The organism is Bradyrhizobium erythrophlei (genome assembly GCF_900129505.1).
In the GTDB taxonomy this organism is placed as follows: domain Bacteria; phylum Pseudomonadota; class Alphaproteobacteria; order Rhizobiales; family Xanthobacteraceae; genus Bradyrhizobium; species Bradyrhizobium erythrophlei_D.
Window position 1 is genome coordinate 2,828,755 of sequence record NZ_LT670818.1, and the last position, 15,110, is coordinate 2,843,864.

Below are 15,110 nucleotides of genomic sequence, written 5' to 3' on the forward strand. Positions count from 1 at the left end.
CCTATGACGTCGAGGTCCTCAATAGCCTGTCAGCTCGAGATATCCTACTCCGCCGTGGCTGCCGGCAAAGCTGATCGGCCCCTCCCAATAGGCAAAACTCGTCCCCATCCAGCTTTTCGGATTCAGCGGGACACAGGAGATCGTGAGCGCCAGCGGCGGGATCGCGATCTCCCAGGTGGTCGGGATCTTGCGATTCCCGATCTCGGTCCACGTTTTCGGCGTCATCGCGATGTCGGCCGAGGCGATCTGCCGGGTCTTGCCGTCGGGCAAGATCCAGTTGGCGGAGGCGAAATTCCGGCCGTCGGTCTGGCGCATCCGGTACAGCATCAGCTTTTCGCCTGAATTGAGATGCAGCGACAGCCAGTCCCAGCCGGTCTGGTCTGACGCCAGCGGCTGGCTGCTCCATTCCCGGTCCATCCAGGCGAGACCACTGACAACGACAGGCTTGTCGCCGATGGTGATGCGGCCCGCCGCCTTGAAGAAAGGCTGGCTGTAATAATAGGAGGCCTGTTCGCGCTCCGATTTCCGGCTGTAGCCGCCATCGCCCTGCAGCACCAGCGGACGATCGGCGTCGAGCCGCAGCGTGTAGGAAAAATCCGCGGCCATTGCGTTCAGTTCAAGCGGCGCGATCAAGTCGTCGCGCAGGCCGTCGACTCCGCGCATTTGCCAATCATCGATCCAGGCCTGAAACGGCTTTGCCTCGACGCCGGCCTGCCCAATCCCGCCGCGGGCGAATTTCTCGGTTGTGCGGTGGGTGTCGGCGCGGGTCACGGCGGCATGGCCCATCCAGAGCTGCTGATTGGCCCAGCCTTCTCCCTGCGGGCCGGGTCGCGCGGCCTGCCGGAACAGGGTCCACTGCACGCCATAGGCCGCGCCGGAGGCATCCCTGAGATTGGCCGTCAGGTACCACCATTCGATGCGATAATCGGAATGCGGACCGTGATCGGCCGCAAACGAAAAGGTCTTGCCGGGCACGACGGGCGCGAACCCTTCGCCGTTCTCGCCGAGCCCGGCAAAGCCCTGCGCCCGCGCGCGGTTGCGGCCGAGCCCGAGAAGCACGGCGCCGCCGAGCAGGGCGCGCCGCGTGATCGAAAAACTATCGCTCATCGGCGAAAATCTTGATTAGGCGCGCCGGCTGCATGCGCGCCAGTTTGATCACGGGCAACAGCGCGGCCAGCAGCGACGCCGCCATCGCCACGGCCAATAGCTGCAGCAGTTGCAGCGGGAAGACATGGAACGGCAACCGCCAGCCAAAGGCCTTCACATTCACCACCGCTATCAGGCACCACGCCACCAACAGCCCCAGCGGCAGCGCCAGCAGGGTAGTGATCAGCGCCACCGACAGGGTCTTCAAGAGCTCGATCGCCGCCAGCCGCCGCCGCGTGATGCCGATCGCCCACAATGGAGCGAGCTGCGGCAGGCGGGAACTGCTCAGGGTCAACAGGCTCGTCAGCAGCGCGATGCCGGCGACGCCCAGGGTGAAGGCGTTCAATGCCGCGGTCACCGCGAAGGTTCGATTGAAGATCCGTGTCGACTCCGCTTTCAACGTGACCTGATCCATCAAATTGCGGCCATCGAGACCGAATTTTTCCTGCAGCGCCGAGATCAGCGCAGGAATCGCCGCGGGCCAGACGCGCAAGCCCATTCGCGTCAGCGGCACTTCCGGGAAATGGCGGGTGAATGCGGCAATATTGACGGCGATCTGGCCCTTCGGATTGCCGTAATCGGCATAGATGCCGACGATCTCGAGCTTCCAGTTGCCGCCTGTCGCAGGAACCTCGATGGAATCGCCGATCCCGACTTTCAACCGACGGGCCAGTTGTTCGCTGATGAGGCCGGCATCGCCCGGACGAAGCCTGGTCCAGGTGTTAGCGCGGGCTTCCAGCAGCGGCCAGTGATCCCGATAGGTGGCGTGATCGGCGATGCCCAGGATCTCGATCGGCGCTCCCGCCATCTGCACCTCGGTGCGGCCGCCGGGCAGGATCGTCGAGACTTCGGGATGGTCGCCAAGCCACGCCCTGATTTCCCTCGCCTGCGCGGCGTCGGACGCATTGACATAGACGTCCGCCGCCAACCGACCGTCCAGCCAGGTGACAAAGGTCCGGCTGAACGTTTCCACCATGGTGCCAACTCCGACATTGACCGCGAGCGCGAGCAACAGCGCCATCAAGGCCAGCGACAATCCCGAAAGCTGCTGGCGGCTGTCGGCCCAGAACCAGCCCGCAAGCGCGCCATCGGCCTGCCGCTGGCCGAGCGAAAGCAGGCGTTCCAGGATCGCCGGCAGGATCAGCGCCGCGCCCAGCAGCAACGCCGCGAGCACGGCAAATCCTGATACCAGCGAATCGCCGTACCACAGGATCAGGCCGGCGGCGGCGAGCACGGCGAGCGCCAGCGCGCTTTGCAGGATCAGCCAGCGGTGCTGCGCCTGCTGCCAGGCATAAGGCTGCGCCGCCGCCAGGATCGGCAGCCGGATCGCTTTTGCAAGACTGGTGGTCGCTGCCGCCAGCGCACCGGTAATCGAGATGACGATGCCCGCGATCCACCACTCGGGCTTCAGCGTCAGCTGGCCAGGAATCTGCGCGCCGTAAAGTCCGCGCAACGAGGCTGCGACGTCGGGCAACAGCGCCGCCGCGATCAAATAGCCGCAGACCAGGCCAACGAGGCCCGCCACCAGCGCCAGCGACACCAGCTCGACCACCAGCACCGCGTTCAGCATGCGCGCCGACACGCCGCTGGCGCGCAAGGTCCGCAGCATCGGCAGGCGCTGCTCGAACGCCAGGCCAACGGCCGAATTGACGATGAACAGCCCGACGACAAAGGACAGCAGGCCGAACGCCGTCAGGTTGAGGTGAAAGCTGTCGGTGAGGCGTTCGAGGTCGCTCTCCGCGTCCGGCTGCACCAAACGGAGCTGGTCGCCGGCAATCGTTTCGAGCGGCGCGAGTTTGCTCTTTGTCTTGCCGATCAACAGCCGGGAGATCTGGTCCGGCCTGTTGAGCAGCCGCTGCGCGACGCCGATGTCGACCACCAGCACGCCCGGCACCAGCTCCGGCTGGGCATGCAGCGGCGGCAGAGAGGCGCCCTCGCTCGAAAGCGGCGTCGCGCCTTCCTTCAAATTGAGATCGCCGAGCACATCCGGCGCGACCAGGGTTTCGCCCGGCGGCTCCAGGAAGGATTGCAGGCCGGCCCGGCCGATCGCCGGCGTAGTGCCGACTTCCACCGGAATGGTGATGGGTTCGATGCCCAACAGCCGGAGCGAGCGCCCGTCGATCTGAATGCGGCCTTCGAGCACCGGAGATACCGGCCAGCCGGCGCGGCGCAACTCGACAAAGAGTTTTTGCGGGAAGGTCGCGCCGCTGCGCGCCACCAAGGCAGCCGTTCGCGCGCCACCGAAGGTCGCGGCAGCGCGGTCGTAGCTGTCGCGGGCCTGCGCGTTCAGCGCCTGCACGCCGCTCCACAAAGCGGTCGCGGAAATCAGCCCGATCAAGAGGGTCGCAAGCTGCATCGGATGCCGCCGCCAGTGGCTCAACAATACCGCGAGAATCCACAGGATGCGGCTCATGCGATCAGCCCCGCATGCAGATTGATCTGGCGGTCGAGCGTGGCGGCGAGCCGTACCGAATGCGTCACCATCAGGAAGCCACAGCCGGTTCGCGCGACGAGATCGCGCGTCAGCGCCAGCACGTCATCCGCGGTCGCCTCGTCGAGGTTGCCGGTGGGTTCGTCGGCGAGCAGCAGCAGCGGTTTTACCGCGAGCGCGCGGCCGATCGCGACCCGCTGCTGCTGGCCGCCCGACAATTGCTCGGGATAGCGCTTTACCAGGGCGCCGAGCCCGAGGCGCTCGACCAGTTCGGCATGCCAGGCGGCGTCATGGCGGCCGGCAATGCGCGACTGGAATTTCAGATTATCCTCGACGCTCAGGCTCGGGATCAGGTTGAACTGCTGGAACACCAGCCCCAATCGGTCGCGGCGCAACTCGGCGCGGCCGGCGTCGCCGAGATCGGAAATGGAGCTGTCGGCGAGCCTGATCTCGCCGCCGTCGGCACGATCGAGGCCCGCGACCAGATGCAACAGCGTGCTCTTGCCGCTGCCGGATTCACCGGTCAGCGCCACGCGCTCGCCGGCCGCGATATCGAGGTTGACACCGCGCAGCACCACGACGTCCTCGCCGGCGGAGCGATAGATTTTCGTCAGGCCGCGGACGCTCAGCACGATTGGGTTGCCGGTTGCCATATGAGGCGGATGCGAAATCTTACAGCGGCTTCTGGTATTTCAGCACGAATTCATCGACCGGAACGGCCGGATGGAACACCGCCGCATCGCGCGGATCTTCGGGGTGACGCAGGAAGTCGGCCTCGCCCGCGAGCTTGAATCCGGCGGCCTCGATCTCCTTGCGCAGCGTGCTCTCCTCGATCCGATGCAGCGTCTTCGCCACGCTCGTGCCGTCGCCGGCGCGCGCCGAATGGTCGGCGATGACCAGGAAGCCGCCGGGCTTCAAGGCGGCGAGCATCTTTTTGTCCATCTCGGCGCGATCGGCCGGCATGTAGGTCACATCGTGATAGGCAAAGAAGAAGGTGATCAGATCGAGCCCGCCGACCTCGGGCGGCAAGGGATCGTCGTAATTCCGGATCAGGTGCACGACGTTCTTCATGGCCGGAGACTGGGCGCGGATATCGAACTTGTCCTTCACCCGCTCCATGACGCCTGCCGATTCCTGCGCATAGACCTTGCCGTCGGGCCGAACGGCGCGCGCCATCAGTTCGGTGCTGTAGCCGGCACCGGCGCCCATATCCAGCACCTTCATTCCGGGCCGCGCGCCGGTGAAGGCGAGCATCCTGGCCGGCTGGCGGCGGACATCGGTTTGCCGGTCGGCGTCGCTGCGGTCCGGCGCGGCCACGATAGCCTCGTAATCCGGCGCTTTGGCGTCCTCGGCCGACGCCAAGCCCCACCCTGCGAGCATCGAAAGCGAAACGAGCATGCCAATGGCGCCTGCGCAATGGATTGGTCTTGGCATCAAAAACCCCTGACAATTTGTGCGCCAACATAGCAAGGCCGGGCCGGGAGATCACGGTCTCAATCGCTGTGGGGACGCGATCGTGATCAGGTTGCGGGACGCCTGGACAACAGCCCGTGCGGCATAAACGCGTGACGGCGCGGTTGCAGCGCACTGGGCCGCCCAAAATGTTCAGTTGCATTGTCCGACACCCCCCGGGTAGCATCGGACGGGGCCGATCAACAGCCAGAAAAAAGATAATCGGGAGAGAACATGACCGCGCAACCGACGCCGAAGGGCGCCTGGAAAATCACCTTTCTGCTGTTCCTGTTCATGCTGGTCAATTTCGCGGACAAGATCGTGGTCGGCCTTGCCGGCGTGCCGATCATGACCGAGCTGAAACTGGAACCTGAACAGTTCGGTCTGCTCGGCTCCTCGTTCTTCTTCCTGTTTTCCATCTCGGCCATTGTCGTCGGCTTCATCGTCAATCGCATCGCGACGCGCTGGGTGCTGCTGGTGCTGGCGGCGATCTGGGCGCTGGCGCAGTTTCCGATGGTGGGCACGGTCAGCTTCACCACGCTGCTGATCTGCCGCGTGATTCTCGGCGCCGGCGAAGGTCCGGCGGCGTCTGTCGCCGTGCATGCGATCTACAAATGGTTCCCCGACGAGAAGCGGACGCTGCCGACCGCGATCCTGGCGCAGGGCTCGGCGTTCGGCGTCATCCTCGCGGTGCCGGCGCTGAACTGGGTAATCGTCAATCACAGTTGGCACTACGCTTTCGGCGCGCTTGGTGTCGTCGGCCTGATGTGGGTGGCGGCGTGGCTCGTCATGGGCAAGGAAGGGCCGCTGGTCCAAACGGTGGCGATGGCCGAGGCCGATCCCCGCATTCCCTATTTGCAGCTATTGACCTCGCGCACCTTCATCGGCTCCTGCGCGGCGGCCTTCGGCGCCTACTGGGCGCTGTCGCTGGGATTGACCTGGTTCACGCCCTTCATTATCAAGGGTCTCGGCTTCTCGCAAAACGACGCGGGATTGATTTCGATCCTGCCCTGGGTGTTCGGCGCCACCATCGTGCTGCTTACCGGGTGGATTTCGCAGGTGCTGATGGCGCGCGGCATGTCCACCCGCGGCGCGCGCGGCGTGCTCGGTTCGGTGCCCCTGATCGTCGGCGGCTTGATCCTTGCAACTCTTGCGTATGTCGATCATGCGGGGCTGCGCATTGCCGTGCTCGTGATCGGAACAGGGCTCAGCGGATCGATCTATGTGGTCTGTCCGCCGATGCTGAGCGAATTCACGCCGGTGTCGCAGCGCGGCGCGGTGATCGCGATCTTTGGCGCGATCTACACGCTCGCCGGCATTGTCGCGCCGGCGGTAATGGGCAGCGTGATCCAGCACGCGGGCGGACTGCTCGAGGGCTACATGACCGGCTTCACCATCAATGCGGTGGTGATGGTCGTATCCGGACTGCTCGGCCTGCTCTTGCTGTGGCCCAACACCGAGCGCGCGCGCCTGATGACGCAAGTCGGGCAACCGAAGTTCGCGTGAGGGAATGGCTCACTACAAGCTTCATTGCAATGGCGGCTCGGGCAATTCTTACAAGCTGGCGCTCTATCTGAATTGCGCCGGCCTTGATTGGGAGCCGGTCGGGGTTGATTTTGCCGGCGGCCAGACACGGGATCCGAACTGGCGGGCCGGCACCAATGCGATGGGTGAAGTCCCGGTGCTCGAAGTGAACGGGAAGAAAATGTCTCAGTCGGGTGCGATTCTGATTTGGCTGGCCGAGACTACCGGCAAGTTCGCTCCCGTCGGCCCCGACGAGCGTTTCGAGGCCTTACGATGGATTTTGTTCGATAATCACAAGTTCACGAACAACTATGCGATGCACCGATTTCAGAACTCGTTGACGGCGGAGCCGGTGCATCCCGCAATACTGTCCTTCCTGAGATCGCGCGTGGAGGCCTCCTGTTCGATCGTCGACAAGCACCTGATGGATCGTCCCTTCGTGCTGGGCGACAGGCCGACCATCGTGGATTTTTCCATGGCAGGCTACGTTTATTATCCTTCGGAGGAGACTGGCTTCGACATAGAGGCCGATTTTCCGGGGCTCCATGCCTGGCGTAAGCGCATTGCAGGTCTGCCGGGCTGGAAGCCGCCTTACGAACTCATGCCGGTGGGATCGTCTCCGCCCGTCCGGGTGACCCCACCGGCCTCTTAAGAAAAACGCGCATCAAGCGGCATACGCTAACTGGCTGCTGCGCCTAACTGCGGCTGGCTTCCTTGCGCGCCGCGTACCAGACGACCTGGTCGCGCGCCGGTTGCCGATCCCAGGCGTTGCGTTACTACGCCGGAGACGATGGTGGCGTCGTAGCCGTCGACCTGCTGCAGCAAGCGGCGGCCGCCGACCGGCAGGTCGTAATGCACTTTCGGCGGATGCAGATGCAGTCGGTCATAGTCGATGACATTGACATCGGCCTTGTAGCCCGGCGCGATCAAACCGCGATCGGAGAGGCCGACCGACAGCGCGGTCTTGCGCGACTGCGCCGCCACCACGAAGGGGATCGAGAGTTTCTCGCCGCGCGTGCGGTCGCGCGTCCAGTGCGTCAGCAGATAGGTCGGGAAGCTCGCATCGCAGATGATGCCGCAATGCGCGCCGCCGTCGCTCAGTCCCGGCACCGAATGCGGATCGGTCAGCATTTCCCGCGTGGCGTCGAGATTGCCGTCGGCATAATTCAGGAACGGCACGTAGAGCATGCCGCGGCCCTCGTCCGACAGCATCGCGTCATAGGCGAGCTCTTCCGGCTGCCGTCCCTGGCGGCGGGCCTGTGCGCCCAGCGTGTTTTCCGGCGGCTGTTCGTAGTCCGGGGGGTCGCCGAGCAGGTACATCTTGTCGTAGTTGGGCCGGAAGAACAGCGGATCGTCGGTCGCAGTCGCCGTCTCGCGCAGGATCGCCGCGCGCATTTCGGGCTGGTGCAGCCGCCTGAGCCGCTCGGCCAGCGGCAAATGCGCGATCGCCTTGTAACTCGGATGGGTCTGGAACGGGTTGCGCGACAGTTCCAGTCCGAGCAGCAATCCGACCGGGCGCGCGGCGATCTGCGCGGTGATCGAAAGCCCCCGGGCCGAAGCTTCGCCGATGCTGTCCAGCGTCTGGCGCCAGCTCCGCGGCGCCTTGTCGTTCTGCGTGATTGAGAACGAGATAGGGCACCTGGTGTTTTCCGCCACCCGCAGCATCATCGGCAGGTCTTCATGCAGGGTGGAGAGATCGAGCACGAATTGCAGCACGCTGCGGCCGACGCCATGCATCGCGCCGGCGATCGCGGTCAGTTCGTCCTCGCCCGCCTTCAGGGTCGGCGTGAAGTCGCCGGTGGAGGTTCGATGATTGAGCGTGCGCGAGGTCGAAAAACCTAGCGCGCCGGCGCGGACTGCTTCGCCGGCGAGCGCGGCCATCGCCTTGTTGTCTTCGGACGTGGAGGGATCGCGGCGGGCGCCGCGCTCGCCCATCACATAGACCCGCAGCGCCGCGTGCGGAAGCTGCGCGCCGATATCCACGTCGAAGCTGCGCTGCAACAGCCAGTTCATGTAGTCCGGAAAGCTTTCCCAGGCCCAGGGAATGCCCGCGCTGAGCACCGGCTCGGGGATGTCCTCGACGCCTTCCATCAACTGGATCAGCCGCTGATGATCCGAAGGCCGGCAGGGCGCGAAGCCGACGCCGCAATTGCCCATGATCGCCGACGTGACGCCGTTCTGCGACGAGGGCGTGATTTCGTGGCTCCAGGTGACCTGGCCGTCATAATGGGTGTGAACGTCGACGAAGCCCGGCGTAACTAGTTTGCCTTTGGCGTCGATCTCTTCCTTGCCCTTGCCCGAAATGCGGCCGACCTCGGAAATACGGCCGCCCGTGATCGCCACGTCCGCCTCGAACAGCTCGCCGCCAAAACCGTCGGCAATGGTGCCGCCGCGGATCACGAGGTCTGGATGGTCGGCCATGGCGTTTCCCCGGGTTCTGTTTTGTTGCCGCATCATGGGTTGTCCCTGGACGCTGTCAACCGCCGCGGGTGAAGCTCAGGACTGCAAAACCCTTGCCTCCGCTTCCTCGGAATCGCCTTGCGGGCTGCGCTCGGTAATCAGCGCCAGCAGCACGGTGAGCACCATGAACACCACGGAGGCGCCGAACACCCAGTGCGGCGCGCCCTGGTCCATGATCCAGCCGAACAGCAGCGGGCTGACGATGCCGCCGAGATTGAAGCCGGTCGAGACGATGCCGAAGGCCCGGCCGGCCGCGCCCGGCGGCGCCGCGTCGCGCACCAGCATGTCGCGCGAGGGCGCGATCACGCCGCCGAGGAACCCCGCCATTGCCATTGCCGCGGTCAGCAGCGGCGACGGCAGATTGAGGGTGGCAATGGCGAACACGATGACGGCATTGATGGCGAAACAGGCGGCCGCGACCTGGCCGTGACGCCTTGTGCGGTCGGCTAGAAAGCCGCCCGCGAGCACGCCGACGGCGCTAAAGCCGAGAAAGGCCGTGAGTGCGATGTTGGCTGATGAGAACGACGCGCCATAGCCTCCCATCAACGCCACCACACCGAAATTGCCGATGCCGGCGTTGGACAGGCTGAGCAGCGTGAAGAACGCCGTCAGCACGATCAGGGCCGGCGTAACGATGTTCTGCTTCGGCGGATGCACGCCGTCGACCTCGCGATCGGCGGCGCTGGCGTCGGGAAGGCCGCCGGCGATCAGCACCAGCGCGACCAGCGGCCCCACGGCGCCGGCGACGATCAGGGCGCCGAGGCCTCCGGTCACGCCGACCAGCGCGGCGACGATCGCGGGCGCGACCGCGCCGCCGGCATATCCGGCAAAGGTGTGGATCGAGAAGGCCCGGCCCATCCGCGCTTCGTCCATGTGCGCGGCGAGGATTGCATAATCGGCCGGGTGATAGACGCTGTTGGCAAGCCCGAGCAGCACGGCGCTTGCGATCAGCCAGGAATAGCTCAGATGCACGCCCAGCATGATGAGCGCGAAACCGCCGACGGCGAGGCCGATCAGCAGCACCTTGCGCGCGCCGATATGATCGGCAAGATAGCCCATCGGGGCCTGCGTCAGGCCGGAGACCACGGCGGACACGGTCAGCGCGAATCCGAGTTCGATATAGCCGACACCAAGCTGGGCCTTCAAAAACGGGAACAGCATCGGCAGCACCAGCAGATGAAAATGGCTGACCCAATGCGCGATCGAAATCAGCACCAGGGTGCGCAGCGCAGTGTCCGACTTCGCTTGTTGCGGTGCAGCTAAAACGTCGACCATGTCCTGGACAAAACCCCGTTCATCCCAACGCCCCGGCAGGGCCCGCCGAAATTACCGGCTGGCGGTTATTTGTCCATGAATAGTGCTGCATGGCAGCCGCTTGTGGAGCGGGCCAGAAACAGCATTTGCCCCGGTTGCTCGTCGGCACCGAGCCCCACGCCGGCAAACACCTGCTCGACCTCAACACCCTTCGGCTGATCGAGAGCGCGGATTTCGGCTTACAGAACCATTATAGCGGTTCGTCGTCTTCGCCATCGCGGTCATGCTTCGGAGTGGCGATGTCGCCGTCTTCGTAGTCGTCGTCTTCGATCCGCTTCGGCGCCGATTTTTTGGACTTGTCATTGTCCTTGCTGGGAGGCTTGCTCTTTTTGCCGGTCATACCCATGTTTTTCCCTTAACCCGAACAATCGAAGTCTTGCGCGGCGAAGTGGCATCGCCTAACGCAGCGACGTCAATCTCGTCGCCCTCATGGCTATATTAACCTCAGCCGGACAAACTTTCCCGCCTTTTTCCCGCCTTTAGTGTAAAGGGAGGCGCAACAAGGAGCCAAGATGAAGAAGCCAAAGATCGAAGCAGAAGAACAGCAGCCGCGCAAAGTCATTCGCGCCGACAAGGCGCCAACCTCAGGCTATTCGCTTGTTGTGGACGGTCACTTCAAGTCGCACCACGACACCGTCGAAGCCGCCGAAGAAGCGGGTATGGCCTTGAAGAACAAATTTCCGATGCTTCAGGTGCAGGTCTACGACGCCGCGACCAAGACGCGGTCGATGGTGCAATGGCCGGTGCCGGCCTGATCTTCAGGTTCGGCGTCCGCCGCTTTGCTGGCCCGCCAGCCAATCCGACAATGCCGGAGCCTTTTCACCCGATTTCTTCGATGATTTGGCGCGGGCTTTTTTGGCCGCGGGCGGAGGCTCGGCGGCTTCCCGCGCGAGCCGCAAGGCCTTCAGCCTCGCCATATTGTCGAGCACGGCTTTCGCGGCGATATCCTGTTCGGACTTGCCGGCTTTGGCCTGACCGGGCTTGTTGAAGCGCGCATCGGCGCGGTTGTGATCTTGTTTGCTCATTTAAGTCGTCTTCTTTTTCTTCGGTTTGGCTTTGACCTTGGGCGCCGGCGGCGGATTGTCGCGTTCGGCGGCTTCTCTCGCCAGACGCTGCGCGCGCAAATCCGCCGTCCGTTTGCGGATAGCGACATCGGCCGCCGCAATCTCCGCCATCGCCTTGATGCCTTCGGCCTCCTGGGCGATCTTCCGGTTCAGCCGGATCTCTTTCAATTCGGCGGGGCTTTTCGGTTCGTCACTCATCAACTGCCTCAATACGTCCGGCGCGCATCGACGGGCGGCGACCGGTTTGTGGCATCTTACCATGCATTGGAGCGATAAGTTCGCTTCTTTGGGTCGGAATCGTCTAAAATGCGCCCCTTTCGGGCCGAATCTGCCATCGTGGTGAAGAGCTGCCGCCCGACCGGAACCTTTGGGGGCGGCGGCCGATAAGTTTCATGCGTTCGTTTGATGGGCCAGTCTTCAATAATCCTCTAAAATACCGGTGAGGTCCTCTGCCATGGATCTTGCTTTTGTGGCCTGCCGCCGGCCGAATGAAATGGATGTGCGTGAGAATGGTTAACGCATCGCGAATCGTCTCGTTTCTGCCCTCGGCCACCGAAATGGTATGTGCCCTCGGTCTTGGTGACCGGCTGCTGGGCGTGACGCATGAATGCGACTACCCGCCGGAGATCGCAGGCAAGACGGTCGTTGTCCGTAACGTTCTTCCGATCGAAACGATGAGCCAGCCGGAAATCGATTCGGCCGTCACGCAAAGACTGCGCGATGGTCTGAGCCTCTATCGGGTAGACGAGACCCTGATGCGGGAAATCGCGCCCGATCTGATTCTGACGCAAGAGCTCTGTCAGGTCTGCGCTCCCTCCGGCAACGAAGTCTCGCAGCTGTTAAAGGTGCTTCCCAGCCAGCCGCAGATCTTGTGGCTCACACCGAAATCCCTCGAACAGATATTCGACAATTTGCGCGATCTTGGCGAGGCAACGGGCCGCTCCCACATCGCGGAAAACCTGATCGCGGAGGGCAGGGCCCGGCTTGAAAAGATCGAGGCGGCGGCGCGCGCTGCTCCGTCGCGGCCAAGAGTCTTCTGCATGGAATGGATGGATCCGGTCTATTGCTGCGGCCACTGGGTTCCGGAAATGGTTCGCATCGCGGGCGGTATCGACGGACTGGGGCGCGAGGGCACGGATTCCGTTCGCATACCATGGCAAGACGTTCTCCAGTGGAAGCCCGAGGTGTTGATCGTCATGCCTTGCGGCTTTGGTCTGGAAAAGGCCGCCGATCAGGCGCGAATGCTGGCCAGCTACCCTGGCTGGGCCGATCTGCCGGCGGTGGGCGACGGCCGCGTTTATGCGGTGGACGCGAACGCCTATTTCGCGCGACCGGGACCGCGGGTCGTTGAGGGAACAGAGCTGCTGGCCCATCTCCTCCATCCCGGCTTGTTCGAATGGAAGGGTCCTCCCGGCGCGTTTCGGAAGCTGGGGTAAGAGACTGAGGCGGCCGAATAGCCGGCCGCCTCCATGGAAGCGGCCGGCGCGTTGCCTGGACGTGTTGCCGTGCGGCTTCTAATTCACCCCATAGCTGGCAACGCGGATACCACCATAGACCCCGAGACCCGGCTGCAGAAAGCCGGTCGGGTTCTGGTAATGGACGTTGAACAGATTATCGACGCGGCCGAACACCTTGAGCTGGTCGGTCACGGCGTAGTCGGCCGCCACATTGATCACGGCGTAACCCGGCGCCAGCAGGCGCGGGATGCTGAAATCGCGATTCGCGTCTATGAAACTGCCGGTGTGCAGCACGGTAGCCGACAATGTGAGCGGATCGATCGGATTCCAGATAAGGTTCGCGCTCCATTTTTCCTTGGGCCGCCGCAGCAGTTCCAGTCCGGTCATCGCATCGACGGTACGCGTAAACGTGTAGTCCGCGCGAACCCGGATACGGTCGGTGATGGTGGCGGCCACGAAATTCTCGGTGCCTTCCGTGGTCGCCCTTCCGACGTTGACATTGGTGCTGCTGAAAGTCGTGGGATCAACCACGCTCTGAATCAGGTTCGTGATGTCGTTGTGGAAATAAGTCGACCCGAAGCGGAGGCGATCGTTGAACAAGGGTTGCTCGAAGCCGGCGTCGTAGCCGACGCTTTCCTCGGGCTTCAGGTTCGGGTTGGCGAAGAAGAAGAACGCAGGAAAGCTGACGAAAAGCTGGTTCAGCGTCGGCGCCTTGAAGCCGGTGCCGTAGCTTCCCTTGAGCTTGGTCTCGGTGAACGGAACGATCACCGCGGGAGCGATGCGCAAAGTAGGGTGCTCGCCAAACCGGTCGTTGTCGTCCTGCCTGATATTCTCGACCAGAAACACGCGGTTTGCGAACTCCGATTGCAATTCCATGTAGCCCGCTTTGTTGACGTTTTGCGCCGACACGGTCGATGTCTGCAACGTCTCGGTCTCATGTTCGGCGCCGACGATGAAAGTGTTATGCGGCGTGAGCTGGGTGACGGTGTGCCAGTCGTATTTCACCCGATCGCCGGTCGCGATTGTCGGCGCGACATCGCCCGGCGAAATGTTGTAGTTCCAGTTATTGGAGTAGTTGACACCGAAATAGTTCTTGATGCGGCCGTCGAGCACGGACCAGACGGCCTCTTCGCGCGTGAAAAGCTGGTGCACGATCTGCGTGCTCTGCGCGGCGGCCGGAAAACTCGCAAACGTCACCGGGTCGAATGCATCGCCGGTAAAATGCAGGGTCGCGTCGGTGTAGCGCACGACCGCGTTCAAGGTCAGGTTTTCGCTGACGTCTGCGCCGAGCTTGGTCGAGTACGTCATGTTGTCGTAGCTGTTGCCGATGGCTTTTTGCCCCGGCGGCAGCAGCTCCAGCGGCGTTACCGGAATGTCGGTGGCGCTGAAATGCGCGGCAGTGAAGGCGTAGTTGATCCGGTCCTGCGCCCCGCTCAGGCCCACGGTCTGGTTGAACGTGCCGAACGAGCCGCCTTCGATCGTTGCCGTCGCGCGGGGAGGGCCTTCACCCTTCTTGGTAATGAACGAAATCACGCCGCCGAGCGCGTCGGCGCCGTAGAGCCCGCCTTGCGGGCCGCGCAGGACCTCGATCTGCTGGATATCCGCCGTCAACAGCTGGCCCAGGTCGAACGAGCGATTCGGGTTGCTGGGGTCGCTGACATCGATGCCGTCGATCAGGATCTTGGTGTGATTCGAGTTCGTGCCGCGCATGAATACCGAGGTCAGGCCGCCGAGACCGCCGCTTTGCACGAGATTGAGTCCCGGCACGGTGGCGAGCGCATCGGGCGCGGTGCGGCGCTGGTCGCGCTCCATATCCTTGGCGGTGATGACCGTGACCGAACTCGCGATCTGATCGACCGGCGTCACCGTCGCGGTCGGGCTGACCACAACGGCCGTCTCCTTGCCGGGCGTCCCCGACGAATCAGCATCGGTGGGAGCTTGCCGAGCGGCGCGGACGGCGCGACGAGATACGGAAGGCTGTTCAGGCGCAGGCTCCGAGCGGGTCCTGCTTTGATCCGCGGGCGCCTGGACCTCGATGGTCGGAAGCAGGTTTGGAGACGCCGATTGCTGCGCGCGGGCGGCAGAAACACCCAGCGAAAGCGCGGGCACGAGAAAAGTGGAGGCAAGCCAATACTGGCGATGCCGCGTGGCGGCTTTGGTAAGGGAAGACATGGTTGGACCTCGGTATGACGTCAGTGGCACGTCACAGCGAACGAAGTCTCACCTTGGGCTTCCGCGCCTCAGGTGAAGCTAATGTCTGTA

At 63.7% G+C, this 15,110-nt stretch carries 14 protein-coding genes; 4 read left to right on the top strand and 10 right to left on the bottom strand.

What is annotated here, in order from left to right:
- Positions 1 to 18: 18 nt before the first annotated feature.
- Genes B5525_RS13060 through B5525_RS13075 form a run of 4 tightly spaced genes read right to left on the bottom strand, consistent with a single transcriptional unit; the run spans position 19 to position 4,975 of the window.
- Complete coding sequence (locus tag B5525_RS13060; RefSeq protein ID WP_079566376.1) at positions 19 to 1,107, bottom strand: lipocalin-like domain-containing protein; 1,089 nt, start codon at positions 1,105 to 1,107, stop codon at positions 19 to 21.
- Positions 1,097 to 3,559, bottom strand: a complete 2,463-nt coding sequence (locus B5525_RS13065) for an ABC transporter permease (RefSeq protein WP_079566377.1) — start codon at positions 3,557 to 3,559, stop codon at positions 1,097 to 1,099. Before B5525_RS13065 ends, B5525_RS13060 begins: the two co-directional genes overlap by 11 nt.
- Positions 3,556 to 4,209, bottom strand: coding sequence for an ABC transporter ATP-binding protein (locus B5525_RS13070; RefSeq protein WP_079573298.1), 654 nt, complete (start codon positions 4,207 to 4,209; stop codon positions 3,556 to 3,558). Before B5525_RS13070 ends, B5525_RS13065 begins: the two co-directional genes overlap by 4 nt.
- 40 nt (positions 4,210 to 4,249) lie before the next feature.
- A complete protein-coding gene (locus B5525_RS13075) occupies positions 4,250 to 4,975 on the bottom strand; it encodes a class I SAM-dependent methyltransferase (protein WP_154073185.1) in 726 nt (241 codons plus the stop codon).
- A gap of 288 nt (positions 4,976 to 5,263) precedes the next feature.
- Here B5525_RS13075 and B5525_RS13080 point away from each other — a divergent pair, with 288 nt between their 5' ends.
- Together B5525_RS13080 and B5525_RS13085 are read left to right on the top strand one after the other, a co-directional pair.
- Complete coding sequence (locus B5525_RS13080) at positions 5,264 to 6,535, top strand: MFS transporter (RefSeq protein WP_079566379.1); 1,272 nt, start codon at positions 5,264 to 5,266, stop codon at positions 6,533 to 6,535.
- Between the two features lie 4 nt (positions 6,536 to 6,539).
- A complete protein-coding gene (locus tag B5525_RS13085) occupies positions 6,540 to 7,205 on the top strand; it encodes a glutathione S-transferase family protein (protein WP_079566380.1) in 666 nt (221 codons plus the stop codon).
- 26 nt (positions 7,206 to 7,231) lie between these two features.
- Here B5525_RS13085 and B5525_RS13090 read toward each other — a convergent pair whose 3' ends face one another.
- The 3 genes from B5525_RS13090 to B5525_RS45320 all read right to left on the bottom strand — a co-directional run bounded on the left by B5525_RS13090 (position 7,232) and on the right by B5525_RS45320 (position 10,673).
- The gene (locus B5525_RS13090; RefSeq protein ID WP_079566381.1) at positions 7,232 to 8,974 is read right to left on the bottom strand and encodes an N-acyl-D-amino-acid deacylase family protein; all 1,743 of its coding nucleotides are present in this window, start codon (positions 8,972 to 8,974) and stop codon (positions 7,232 to 7,234) included.
- 75 nt (positions 8,975 to 9,049) lie between these two features.
- Positions 9,050 to 10,288, bottom strand: coding sequence for an MFS transporter (locus B5525_RS13095; protein WP_079566382.1), 1,239 nt, complete (start codon positions 10,286 to 10,288; stop codon positions 9,050 to 9,052).
- Between the two features lie 229 nt (positions 10,289 to 10,517).
- A complete protein-coding gene (locus B5525_RS45320; protein ID WP_172899866.1) occupies positions 10,518 to 10,673 on the bottom strand; it encodes a hypothetical protein in 156 nt (51 codons plus the stop codon).
- A gap of 166 nt (positions 10,674 to 10,839) precedes the next feature.
- Here B5525_RS45320 and B5525_RS13100 point away from each other — a divergent pair, with 166 nt between their 5' ends.
- The gene (locus tag B5525_RS13100; RefSeq protein WP_079566383.1) at positions 10,840 to 11,082 is read left to right on the top strand and encodes a hypothetical protein; all 243 of its coding nucleotides are present in this window, start codon (positions 10,840 to 10,842) and stop codon (positions 11,080 to 11,082) included.
- 3 nt (positions 11,083 to 11,085) lie between these two features.
- Here the strand turns inward: B5525_RS13100 and B5525_RS13105 are convergent, their stop codons facing one another.
- The gene (locus tag B5525_RS13105; RefSeq protein WP_079566384.1) at positions 11,086 to 11,352 is read right to left on the bottom strand and encodes a hypothetical protein; all 267 of its coding nucleotides are present in this window, start codon (positions 11,350 to 11,352) and stop codon (positions 11,086 to 11,088) included.
- Positions 11,353 to 11,589: a hypothetical protein gene (locus B5525_RS13110; protein ID WP_079566385.1), complete on the bottom strand. Its 237-nt coding sequence runs from the start codon at positions 11,587 to 11,589 to the stop codon at positions 11,353 to 11,355.
- 311 nt (positions 11,590 to 11,900) lie between these two features.
- Between B5525_RS13110 and B5525_RS13115 the strand changes: the two genes are divergently transcribed.
- The gene (locus tag B5525_RS13115; RefSeq protein WP_079566386.1) at positions 11,901 to 12,827 is read left to right on the top strand and encodes a cobalamin-binding protein; all 927 of its coding nucleotides are present in this window, start codon (positions 11,901 to 11,903) and stop codon (positions 12,825 to 12,827) included.
- Positions 12,828 to 12,905: 78 nt separating this feature from the next.
- Here the strand turns inward: B5525_RS13115 and B5525_RS13120 are convergent, their stop codons facing one another.
- Positions 12,906 to 15,020: a TonB-dependent receptor plug domain-containing protein gene (locus B5525_RS13120; protein WP_079566387.1), complete on the bottom strand. Its 2,115-nt coding sequence runs from the start codon at positions 15,018 to 15,020 to the stop codon at positions 12,906 to 12,908.
- Between the last annotated feature and the right edge of the window lie 90 nt (positions 15,021 to 15,110).